General features: G+C 38.2%; 5 protein-coding genes. 1 reads left to right on the plus strand and 4 read right to left on the minus strand.

All coding sequences use genetic code 11. The features are described 5' to 3' along the window. Positions 1–143: 143 nt before the first annotated feature. On the plus strand, positions 144–2,255 hold the full coding sequence (locus ABZP37_RS15810) for a thioredoxin domain-containing protein (RefSeq protein WP_366184062.1): 2,112 nt from the start codon (positions 144–146) through the stop codon (positions 2,253–2,255). Positions 2,256–2,983: 728 nt separating this feature from the next. Here the strand turns inward: ABZP37_RS15810 and ABZP37_RS15815 are convergent. The 4 genes from ABZP37_RS15815 to ABZP37_RS15830 form a co-directional block, all read right to left on the minus strand. Next, positions 2,984–4,414, minus strand: a complete 1,431-nt coding sequence (locus ABZP37_RS15815) for a RagB/SusD family nutrient uptake outer membrane protein (protein ID WP_366184063.1) — start codon at positions 4,412–4,414, stop codon at positions 2,984–2,986. A gap of 47 nt (positions 4,415–4,461) precedes the next feature. Further along, positions 4,462–7,638 carry a SusC/RagA family TonB-linked outer membrane protein gene (locus ABZP37_RS15820; RefSeq protein ID WP_366184064.1) on the minus strand — a complete coding sequence of 1,059 codons (3,177 nt, stop codon included), beginning with the start codon at positions 7,636–7,638 and terminating at the stop codon, positions 4,462–4,464. 109 nt (positions 7,639–7,747) lie between these two features. Then, entirely contained in the window at positions 7,748–11,080 is a 3,333-nt protein-coding gene (locus tag ABZP37_RS15825; RefSeq protein WP_366184065.1) for a VCBS repeat-containing protein, read from the minus strand. A gap of 141 nt (positions 11,081–11,221) precedes the next feature. Then, positions 11,222–12,859, minus strand: a complete 1,638-nt coding sequence (locus ABZP37_RS15830) for a RagB/SusD family nutrient uptake outer membrane protein (RefSeq protein ID WP_366184066.1) — start codon at positions 12,857–12,859, stop codon at positions 11,222–11,224. Positions 12,860–12,873 lie beyond the last annotated feature (14 nt).

Here is a 12,873-nt window from a genome sequence, read left to right on the forward strand (position 1 = left end):
TTTTTTGGTGGAACGCCCAAATTAAAAGCGTTCTAATAGACCTTAAAATACTATTTTTGAGTTCAAAAACAGTTTTGCATTTCTATACATATAAAACTCTTTTTTTATACCTTTCCTTTTTTTAATATTGAAAATCAGACCAAATGTTTCCTAAAAAATATTTCTTCCTTTTATTGTGTTTTAGCGTATCGTTTATAGGTTGCAAACAACTGTCCAAAGATGGCGATTTCAAATACACCAACGATTTAATTCACGAAACGAGTCCGTACTTGTTGCAACACGCGCACAATCCTGTGAATTGGCGTGCCTGGAATCCTGAAACCTTGGCTTTGGCAAAAAAGGAAAACAAATTGATAATCATCTCGATTGGGTATTCGGCTTGTCACTGGTGTCACGTGATGGAGGAAGAGAGTTTTGAAAATGAAGCCGTTGCCAAAATTATGAATGACCATTTTATTTGCATCAAAGTCGATCGTGAAGAACGTCCTGATATTGATCAAATCTACATGAATGCGGTTCAATTAATGACAGGAAGCGGCGGATGGCCTTTGAATTGCATTGCTCTGCCTGATGGAAGACCTATTTTTGGTGGCACCTATTTCCCGAAAGACGATTGGATAAAAGTCCTGACCAAGGTTTCGGACTTCTATAAAAATGACCCTGAAAAAGCCGCTGAATATGCGGATAAATTAACCCAAGGCATCAAAGAATCGGAGCAAATTATTTTCAATCCTTCCAAAGAAGCGTTTAGTGCTACCGAACTTACTACTGCTCTAAAAAATTGGCAAAAAAATATTGATATTACCAATGGTGGATTGGTGGGTGACCAAAAATTTCCGATGCCCAAAGCGATGCATTTCTTGTTGCGTTATGGTTTCCAGAAGAAAGACGCACAATGGCAAAAACAACTGACTACTACTCTTAACGCCATGACCAACGGTGGATTGTACGACCAAATAGGTGGCGGTTTTTCGCGCTATACGGTAGATTCCAAATGGCATATTCCGCATTTTGAGAAAATGTTGTATGATAATGCACAATTGGTAACTTTGTATGCCGATGCGTATTTGGCAACCAAAAACCCTAGTTACAAACAAACGATTGAAGAAACCTTGACCTTTGTAGAACGAGAATTAATGGCCGAAAATGGTGCTTTTTACTCTTCGCTAGATGCGGATAGCAAGGACAGCAAAAACAAACTCGAAGAAGGTGCGTTTTATGCTTGGACAATCGCTGAATTGAAATCAGAACTGAAATCGGATTTTGACTTATTCAAAGACTATTACAACATAAACAGCACTGGATTGTGGGAAAAAGATAAATACGTTCTTGTGAAAACCCAAACTGATGAAGCGTTTACTAAGTCGCAAAAGATTGCTTTGGGAGCTTTACAATTCAAAATCAAAGATTGGAAAAAAACATTGCTAAAGGCAAGAAGCAAAAGAAGCCGTCCGCATCTGGATGACAAAACCTTAACGTCATGGAATGCCTTGATGATTAAGGGGTATGTGCAAGCGTACAAAGCCTTGAAAAACCCGCATTACTTGGAAATGGCGCTAAAAAATGCCGAATTTATCCGCACGACTCAGCTCCAGAAAGACGGTAATTTGTATCACAATTACAAAGATGGAAAAAGTTCTATCACTGGATTCGCTGAAGATTATGCTGCTGTAATTGATGCTTACATCGCTTTGTACCAGGTTTCGCTGGATGAAAAATGGCTGAATCAAGCACATGATTTAATGCAATACAGCATCGCTCATTTCTTTGACACAAAAACACATATGTTTTATTTTACGGCCAACGATAGCCCGAATATCATCACTCGAAAAATGGAAGTGAGCGACAACGCTATTCCGAGTTCCAACTCAGTTTTGGCTGGTTCTTTGTTTCAGTTAGGGCATTATTTCTCTGATGCGAAATATAGTGGCATCGCGAAACAAATGCTGAACAACGTCAAAAAAGAGGCTATCGCCTACCCGACTGCTTATTACAATTGGCTAGACTTGATGCTCAACTATACCGATAATTATTATGAAGTTGCTGTTGCTGGCCCAGCTGCCAAACAAAAAATGAATGCGCTTCAGAGTTATTATTTACCGAATGTATTGTATGCTGGCACGACCAAAGACAGTAAATTACCCCTGTTGGAAAGCCGATACATGCCTGATGAAACCTATATTTATGTTTGCGTAGAAGGTGCTTGTAAACTTCCTGAAACAGATGTGGTGAAGACGGTCGAAAAGTTGAAGTAACGAACTCTATAATTGCGTTAGGGATAGCAGTCAATGTTATTAAATCAAGAACGAACTAAAAATTGATTTCAGATTTTAGAGTAACGATTCTCGATTTCAGATTGGCGAGACGGCTAAAAAACAAGTGAAATTTTTATTTACTAACAACAAATCTGAAAAGCTTTATAAGTTCACTTTCGATCTAGTCAAATTCGTTAATCTTCATTTAAAAATCTCTTTATTTAATACTATTGTGCTTGAAATCAACATTATTAAGTAAGGAGATTCACTTTTTTATTTTCACGCAGATTGGGCAGATTGGGCAAATTTTCTTCTATTATTATCAGCTAAAATCTGCATGCTATTTTATTTTACAATCCTTTACTTAATAACATGGCGCTACCATTGATATCATATTCCAAATAATTGAACTACCAATACTTAAAACACACCCCTAACCCCTCTCAAGAGGGGAATTAGAAGTACATACATTCAGCTAACGTTATTTTATATTATATTTTTTGTGAAAAAATTATATCTCGAAATTGAAATAGCACTATTTTACAAATAATGTTGATAGTGTATAATTTTACTTTTAATTCTTCCGTTTTGAAATGCTTGCTATTCCCTTTAAGAAATTAAGACAATTTAGCCTTAATGTTTCTTAATATCTAAATGGTTTATTATTAAAAAGCATTGCCTTTTTGTTGGTAAATTCAGAGACAGAATGGTGTATTTTACCACTACCTCTAAGGATTCGGAACCATTAATTTGTTGGTGGATATTTCGCCACTTGGAATGGGCCAAATGTAGTTGCTGCTGCTCACCAAAACTAAGGGTGCAGTCCCAATGGCGCCTTTTTTGGCTGGGATGGTTTGTAGATTACGCTGCAGGTCCATCAAGCGCATGCCTTCGCCTAGGAACTCAATGCGTCTTTCGTTCCAGAGGGTGGCGATTAAAGCGGCTTGAGTGTCGATGGCGTTGGTTGGAAAAACGTAGCTAGGGTTGGAACGGTTGCGAACGGCTGTGAGGACATTGGCAGCGGTGGTCAAATCGTTGTTCTTGGCCTTGGCTTCGGCATAATTGAGCAACACCTCAGCATAGCGGATTACAGGTACATAATCGCGAAAGGGCGCTGTTGAAATATTGAATTTCTTTAGTATTTTTTGGTTGGCGCTGTTGGTTGCAATTAGCGTCGCGCGAGCATCGGCTGTGGTGTTGAGCGCAGGATCTTTGGCGATACCGTCTGTAGCCAAAACAATGATAGGTTGCCCTACGTAATTAAAAGCCAAGGAACTTTGTGAAGCCGGAGTTTCAGTAGTACTATTGGCAAACGGAATCGAAAACAGTGCTTCATTGCCCGTGTAACTGCCTGTGAATATAACATTGAAACTGGACTCCAATTGATGTGTTATTGTTCCTGATGTGTACTGATAGGGTGCCGTGAGGGAAACGATTTTTTTTGCTTCATCTATCACCTTATCATACTTTTGTTGTACCAAATACACTCGAGTTTTTAGAGCAATGGCGGTGCTTTTTTTGGCTCTTGAAACGTTGAGTAAACTGCTGCTGTAGGAGTCAGGCAAATCGGTTTCGGCTTGGTCTAAATCGTCTACAATTTGCTTGTAAATGACATCGATACTGGAACGTGCCAAATCGTTGTTTCCTGCTTCGGTTACAGGTGTTAATCGCAAGGGTACACCGAGTCCGTTTTTGTCTAGTGCGTAGGGTTTGGCATAGGTTTGCACCAAACTAAGGTAGCATAAGGCACGTACAAAGCGGGCTTCGGCACGGTAGTTTTTGGCTACTGCATCGGTCACTACGGTGGTGGTATTGAGCTTGTCTATCAATATATTGGACGCATTGATGGCGGTATAACAAACGGACCAAACGTTGTTTACAAAATCATTGGTAGAGCCCACGTTTTGATTCCACACTGCCGAACCTGCTGCTGCGTTTCCGTCGTTTTGTCCAAATTCATCTGCTCGTTGTTCGTTAAAAACAATGTAGCGGCCTCCGTAAAAGCTTTGATTTTGTAGCAATTTGTACAAATAATTGACTTGTGCTGCCATTTTTCCGGCGGTGCTGTAGGCATCATCTTCGGCAATACTGGTTTTGGGAGTGGTGTCCAATAAATCTTTTTCGCAGCTTGAAAAGCTAAAAAAGAGAAGAGCAACCATGGGAATAATTATATATTTTTTCATTATTTTCTACTCTAAATTAAGAACTAAAATCCAACATTGATTCCAAAGGTGCCTACTTGCGCATTGGGTGGCACGTTTTGGTCTTTACCCGAATTGATAGAGTTTCCGTTGATGGAAACCTCTGGGTCTGCACCTCGGTATTTGGTCCAGGTATACACATTGGCGGCTTGCAAATACAAATAGATAGACGATAGGCTATTGCGCAAAAAGGTTTTCTGGATTGGAATGTGATACCCAACTGAAATGTTCTTCAATTTAATATAAGAACCGTCTTCTACTTTTGAGGTAGCGGTAAACGAAAATCCTGCCGAAACGTTGTCTCCATAATACAGTTTTTGAATGTCGGTGATTTGCCCTGGAGTGGTCCAACGGTTTTTGATGAATTCGCCATTATTGAAATAACGTTGGTCTGAATTTGTGGCTCTGGTCCCATTGTATAACTTGCTACCCGAAACAAAGGTGAAGTTGACATTCATATCAAAATTCTTGTATTTGAAGCTGTTGTTCAACCCTCCAAAAACTTTGGGTAAGGACGGCCCCTGAATCACACCATCGGTATAATTGTCAATCGCGGGCGCGGCTGTACCGTCTAGGAACGTCCATTTTGGAGAACCGATGTGGTTGTACTGCACTTCTTGCCCTTTGCTATTGATAAAAACCATTTGACCGTTGTCTGGATTTACACCTTTGGTAGGAACGGCAAAAATAGACCCTACAGAATAGCCTACTCTGGTCATGTTTTGTACGCCAAAAACACTGGGAACAAAAACATCACTTGCCAAAGAGGTTACTTCGTTTTTAAGGGTCGAAAGATTTAAGGAGGCGTTCCATTTAAAATCGGACTTGTCTAAAACTAGCGCGTTGATGCCTAGTTCAAATCCTTTATTGTACATGCCACCAATGTTAGCATTGATGTAATTGTTTGGAATTCCAGCAGACAAAGCTTGTGGTGCTTTGAGAATCAAATCTTTGATGGTGTTTTTGTAATAATCAAATTCTACTGTGATGCGGTTGTCTAGCAGGGCAAAATTTAATCCTAAATCTAATTTGGTGCTTGTTTCCCATTTTAAATTGGGGTTGGCTGTTTGCGAATATCCTAATGTTGGACTTCCGGCGTAGGTACCCGAACTGTAGGTTCCGATGGAGGGATAATCCCCTATTTCACTATTTCCTACGACACCGTAACTGGTACGAAATTTCAATGAATTGATTACTTTGCTTACCGCCATTTGTTGGTAAAACCGCTCCTGACTAACGGCCCAACTTACAGAACCACTACCAAAATTTCCGTATTTATTACCGTCTGCCAAAGCAGATAGTCCATCTCTTCGGGCATTGATACTCACAAAATAACGTTTGTCGAAATTGTAATTGATGTTCGAAAAATAAGAGGCGAGACCGTTCTCCCCATATAGATTCCCAATAGGAGAAATATTGATGAAACCACCTTGGTAATTGCTATAGGAAGGGTCGGTTATATTGCTTTGCGTTGCTCCCCAACTGTCGGTTGTCGTTTTTATTTGTTCTTGTCCCAAAAGCATATTAAAATGATTTTTGCTCGAAAAATCTTTGGTATAAGTCAACGTATTAATCCAATCTTTGCGCAGGTATTTACTTTGAATATTGGTCGCCACACCATTGGAAGAAGCGCCACCCCCGTGAACGGGATTCAGAAATGATTTGTTGGTTACTTGTAAATTATTCAACCCATAACTAGTTTTGAATTTTAGGTATTCGTTTATATCTATTTCGGCGTAAACGTTCCCTAGTAGTGCATTGTTTTGAGACGAATTGATGTCTAAGTCTTGCACCATGGCCAAATTATACGCATTGATTGTACCTATAAGCAGAGGCACATTGGCACCATAACCTACGCTAGTTCCGTTTTGAACACTATAGGAACCATCGTTGTTGTACACGGGTACATTGGGTGGTAACACATACGTCATTCTACCAATGGGTTCATTGGTAATATACTCGGTATTGTAGGCCGAGGAAGCCGTTGTATTGCTGGATATAGCGCCTGTATTCGGGCTCGTATTCATACCGTTACTATAGGAAAGTGTTGCTCCTACTTTCAGGTAATGGTTGACTTTGTGGTTGATGTTCAGTCTCGAAAAATAGCGTTCAAAACTATTGTTTCGAATAAAACTATTTTGATTGCTATAGCCTACCGAAAAGTAATAATCTGTAGTTTCATTGGCTCCCGAAATATTCAAATTGTGATTGTTTGAAAATCCTGATCGGTAAGCCACATCATACCAATTGGTATCTACAACGCTGCCGTCTGGATTATAGGACAGAAAATATCCAGGGGCTTTTCCAGCATTGACCATGGCTTCGTTTTTTATCATGACATAGTCTTCAGCACCCAATAATTTAGGTAAATTATAAGGCGTGTTCACACTGTACCAAGAGTCATAATTGAATTTGGTCTTGCCAATTTTTCCTTTTTTGGTCGTGATTACAATTACACCATTTGCTGCTCGTGAACCATATATTGCCGAGGCCGAAGCATCTTTTAAAACATCAATAGTCTGAATATCATTTGGATTAATATCCGAAAGCGGATTGTTTCCTGTCATCCCTCCTATCGAACCCACAAACACACTCACGCCATCGACAACCACAAGCGGAAAAAGTCCCGAAGTAATGGTATTCAGTCCTCGTATGCGCATCACTGGGGTAGAATTGAGTACACCACTTGATTGCAAAACATCAATTCCTGTGGCTTGCCCTCCTAGTAATTGGTCAAAACTAGTAGTGGGTCTATTCTGAATTTGTTTGGCCGAAATAGAAGCTACAGCACCTGAAATTTCTGTTTTCTTTTGGATGATATAGCCACTCGAAACTACAACCTCATCAAGTGAATTATTGTTACTTTCAAGTAAAATAGTAACAAACTCAGCCGAATTTAGTGACACTTCTTTGGCCGTATAGCCTTCCAAATGAATCTTTAATCGCAATGGGAAGGAAGGTTTTGTTCGAATAGAAAAAATTCCGTTACTATTGGTCAAAGCAGCATCTTTGGTCCCGACAACGGTGATTAAAACGGACTCTAATGGTGTATTTTCTTTGTTTGTTATACTTCCTTTAATGACATTATCTTGTGCAAAAACGACTGCTGTGCCACTAAAGAGAAAAAGAAGAACAAGAACGAACATAGATCTAGGATCTAAAATGGTTTGGAATGCTTTCATTTTATACTAATGAAAAAGGGGTTGGTTATTTTTTTTGGTTTGGTCCAAAAAAAAAGCTTCAAAATCTTTTTACAGTTTTTGAAGCTTTTGATTTGAAAGTAAATGTAATTTATTTTTTAGATACAACTTTAAATAAATCGTGTGTATTGTTATTATTTACTACCAAAATATATTTAATACCGCTGTTTTTTATTTCGATACAATTTCTCACGTCTTTATCTGCAAAAAATCCAGACATTTTATTCGAAACATAACTAAATTTATTCTTTGCGTTTTTCTTCAAAAAGTAGCCCAAACCAGCATCTGATCGTGTAGTTTCAATTTCAGACTGGTAATTATTCCCTGCCATCACTAAATCTTTTTTTCCATCACCGTCAAAATCATCGTAAATAATACTGTTGATTGGAGCCGTTTGCACTTGATTCGAAAAGGGTTCGAAAACAAAATTTTCTCCTCCATTATTTATGAAAATTCCAGATCTGAACTCGGTTACCGTATAATGCAGAGCCGAATTAATACTCTCGCCTACGATTCCTTTTAAATCTGCGTCTGCAAAGTTTTTGTAGCTCGTAATTTTATTTTTCAAATGTGGCATTTGCTGAGCCGTACAGCCTTTTCCGCGTACGGGTACTTGGGTGTTATTGTACTCATTGGCCAGAAAAATATCCTCTACGCCATCATAATCAAAGTCATGCGTGTACACATGGAACGGCTTTTTGGCAGTAGCATGAAATTTATAATTCAGTCCCAAATTCCCTGCAACCAAATCAAGGTCGCCATCATTGTCTATATCCGCTACTAGAAGTTTATTCCACCAACCTTTGCTATCGGCTAGTGCTTTATAATCGTTGGTCGGCACTAAGAATCCGCCTTTGTTCAGGAACACTTCTATCCCCATCCATTCGCCACAAACCACCAAATCTAGTTTTTTGTCATTATTAATATCAAACCAAACTGCATCAGTTACCATTCCGATTGTTTGCAAAGTACCTGCTTTGGTTGGTGTTTCATTTGTGAAGACACCTTTATTATTGATCAATAAATAACTATTCGGTGCATAAGGATATTTATTTGGAACCACTCTCCCACCTACAAACAAATCCATGTCACCATCATTGTCATAATCAGCGGCAACTACTACAGAGCCTGCAGCAAATAGTTCAGGCAAATTTTTGACAGCGCGATTAAATTGTCCTTTTCCGTCGTTCAGGTACAAACGATCTTGCAGTAATTTGGGTGTTTTATCAAATTCATAACTTCCACTCACCACATATAAATCTTGATCGCCATCATTGTCAGCATCAAAAAAGCATGAGCCTACATCTTCAAATTGCTTGTCGTTGTTAAAATCTGCAACGTTAAGAGCCGAAAATCCGCCTGTGCTTGTGCCTAAAAGCAATTGCCCAGCTTGACCGTGACCACCGCCTAGGTAGACATCTTCGATTCCGTCTTTGTTGACATCCGCTTTGGCTACTGCAGGACCTGTCTGCGATAGTTTATGTGGCAACAAAATTTGATCTTTGTAATCATTTGTTTTTGGATCAGTATGCTTGTAGCTAAAAGGCATTTTTTCGAATAAAATAGCGCTCGCGACAGCTTTGGTCGTTCCTGCAACAGCATCTTGATACTTCACAGCCAATTGCTGACTGTTTTTTGGTGCTTTAATGATTTGCTTTTTACCATCCGACCAAATAACTTCAAGATAATCAATAGTTTCCTCTTTCTTAAAACCAAAATGCAATTGATTGGAAACTGCAGACAAAAATCCTTTGGTATTAATTAATTGACGGGTTTGTTTTTCGCCCGATTTCAAGACTAAATTTACAGTTGTTCCAACCCCAAAAGGATTGGTTGCAGGTCCTTTGAAATTAATTTCTAAAAACTCCCCTTTATCCAATTCTCTCGAATTATTTTTTAGCAAAGTCGCTGCTTCATTGATATTATTAACAACTAAATCCAAATCTCCATCATTGTCCAAATCGGCATAAGCAGCACCATTCGAAAAAGTATTGGTTCCCGTACTCCATTTTTTCGAACTATCTTCAAATGTCAAGTCTCCTTTATTTCGATAAAAATAATTAGTTAATTTTTGCTGTGGCAACATTTGTGCAAATCCCAAGAAATCTTCTTTGGTTGGTTTTCGATTATTAGCTCTTAAAATGGCTAAAATTTCATTGTTCTTATCCTTGTCAATTACATCTCTATAAACACCGTTGGTCACATAAACATCATTGAACCCATCCAAATCAAAATCGGCTGACAAAATAGACCAACTCCAATCGGTATTGGCGATTCCAGCCATTTTACTAATTTCGCTAAACGTTCCATTACCATTATTCAGTTGCAACATATTGTGCATGTATTGGTGGTGGTACCCTTCATCAACCATTTGATCGAAATTTTCTTTAGAGGTCATTCCCATCGTGGTTTTGGATCGAATGTAATCTTCGGGATTCATATCCAACGTCATGATATCCAAGTAACCATCATTGTTGATATCGGCAATATCACCGCCCATACTATTGAAAGACATATGCTTAACCACAGCCTCACGCTGATCGGTAAACGTTCCGTTTTTGTTGTTTAGATAAACAAAATCAGGAATATTAAAATCGTTACATACATATATATCCAAATACCCATCATTGTTCAAATCTCCAATTGTTGGGTTGAGTCCGAATCCAGTATCAGGACCAATTCCTGCTTTTATAGAGACATCAGTAAAATGTCCTTTACCATCATTTTCATACAGGCGGTCACTTCCTTTTTTGGTGATTGTATTTGGATTTGTTTTTAAGCTCTTGAAATCACCCAACTCTGGTTTGCTAGTCATATCGGGCGTATTCGATACAAATAAATCCAAATCATTGTCATTATCATAATCAAAAAACACCGAATTGATTCCGCGGTTGGCATCTGCAATTCCGAACTCTGCTGCTTTTTCGGTAAAAGTCATATTACCGTTGTTGATGTACAACATATTGGCAAACTTATTATCAGAGTCGTCCCAACCCCCTCTTGTGATATAAATATCCATGAAACCATCATTGTTAACATCGGCCACTGTTACTCCTGCATCAAAACCCACTCTTTTGGTAATTCCCGCTTTTGTAGTTATGTCTTCAAATTTGAAGTCACCTTTGTTCAGGTACAATTTGTTGTCGTGTGTATTTGAGGTAAAGAACAAATCAATTAGTCCGTCATTGTTAAAATCGGCAGTAGCCACACCGCCACCGATGTACATGTAGTTGTACTGAAAATAATTTAGATCAAGATCTTCTTTGAGTTCGTTTACAAAAGCAACACCCGATTCTTCGGGAGTAATTGTTGAAAAAAGTATCGAATCATCATCTGAATTGGCGTCTTTGTTTTTGCAAGATTGTAAAAACGAGAGCAATAAAACACCTAGAGTTAGGTATATGAATGAAGTTGATCTAAACATATGGTTTAATAAAAAAGTTAGTTTTATAATAGACTTTAAAAATACAATAATTAGAATAAACAGAGGGATAAATTGTAAACAAAAAACGGTACTACCAAAGAGGTAATACCGTTTTTAAATTTAGAATAAAAATTAATTAAATTATTTTAAACTTGGATACAAATCTACTTCAGACTGCGGTATTGGCGCAAAGTAATTTGTATTTGCTAAAGACCCTAAAATTGCATTGACAGGTTTGGTTAAGGCTTGTGGAGTTTTACTTCCGTCAGCATTATATTTTGTACCAATAGTTACCTGCGGATCCCTTGCTGTACCTCCTAGAGCTTCGGCAACTTTTTCTCGTCTAACCAAATCATTCCAACGTACATACTCTCCAGCAAATTCCCATTTACGCTCCGTATAAGCAAGTTCAACAATATTCCCTGATACTACATCAATGAGAGGCGCAGGTGTATTAATTGGTAAATTATTAGCTCTTCTACGTACTTTATTCAATGACTCCCATGCAGCAGATGGGATTGCGCCTCCAGCTGCACCCGATGCTTCTGCATAAATCAAATGTACTTCGGCCATTCTCATCCAATAATCACTTCTAGAAGTATAAAAGTTTACACCAGCGTTTTCAGCTAAAGGCCCCACTACTTTTTTGAAAATTGGAGTTTGCACATCTTTCGACTCTCTCCAACTCCAAGTCTTAGCCGGAGCGGCTACAGCTGCTGCAGTTGGTTTACCATCTGCATTCAATGGTAATGTTTCATAATAGGTTGCATCTCTTCTATAAGTATTAAAATTTGAGTAGTTGGTACCTTTATCGAAATCTTCGTAAAAACGAACTTCAGCAAAAGTTTCTCCCCAACCAAAAATATCACCTGGAATTCCTAGCATACCATATTTAGCATTTTGTAACCCACAAGGCTGACAAAACTCTACTGTAAATACAGATTCTGTATTGTTTTTACCTGCTTCACTCCAAAGAGAATTCAAATCTGAAACCATTGCAAATCCATAAGAAGCTTGATTTGTTATTACCGTGTTAGCACTAGCTGCTGCTGCTGCATTTTTTGTTACATCTTTCACAGGGAATCCTGCCCAATCCAAATACAAACGAGCTAAAATTGCTCTAACAGAACCTTTGTTTGGTCTAGCCGAACCTACAGTAGTTTTTGTCGGCAATAATGATTCTGCCAATAATAAATCTTTTTCAATTTGTTTATACACGTCTACGGTAGGAGACAAAACTGGGTTTTCACTCAATTTAGTATCCAATTTGATAACTATTTTACCATGAATACGCACTAAATGATGGAACATAATTGCTCTCAAAAAATACGTCTCACCAAGTAAAACATCTTTACGTGCCTGACTTGGAGCTGGTAAAGTTGAAGCAGCCGTGTTTTCTAAAACTGTATTTGCTGAACGAATTAAACCATAAACATTTCTCCAAGTGTCTAACGTTCTAGTGTTATAAGGTGTTAAACTACGTTGATCATATTCTCTAAAATCTGCTTTATTACTTAATGGATGTGTTGTGATATCATCACCTCCCCAACCACTTACGTAAAAAGTCGACATTTGTGCAGCATCTCTAAACTTACCATACATACCCGTAACAGCCAATTCCATTTCATTTATTGTAGAATAAGGAACTACAATGAATTGTGATTCTCCTGGAGTTTCATTTAAGTCAAACTGCTCACAACTGTTAAATGATGCGATGGACACTAGAGATACCAAAAAAGCTCCAGTAAAGCGTTTTAATATTTTATATTTTGATTTCATACTTTCTATAATTT

Source organism: Flavobacterium ovatum (genome assembly GCF_040703125.1).
Lineage (GTDB): Bacteria > Bacteroidota > Bacteroidia > Flavobacteriales > Flavobacteriaceae > Flavobacterium > Flavobacterium ovatum.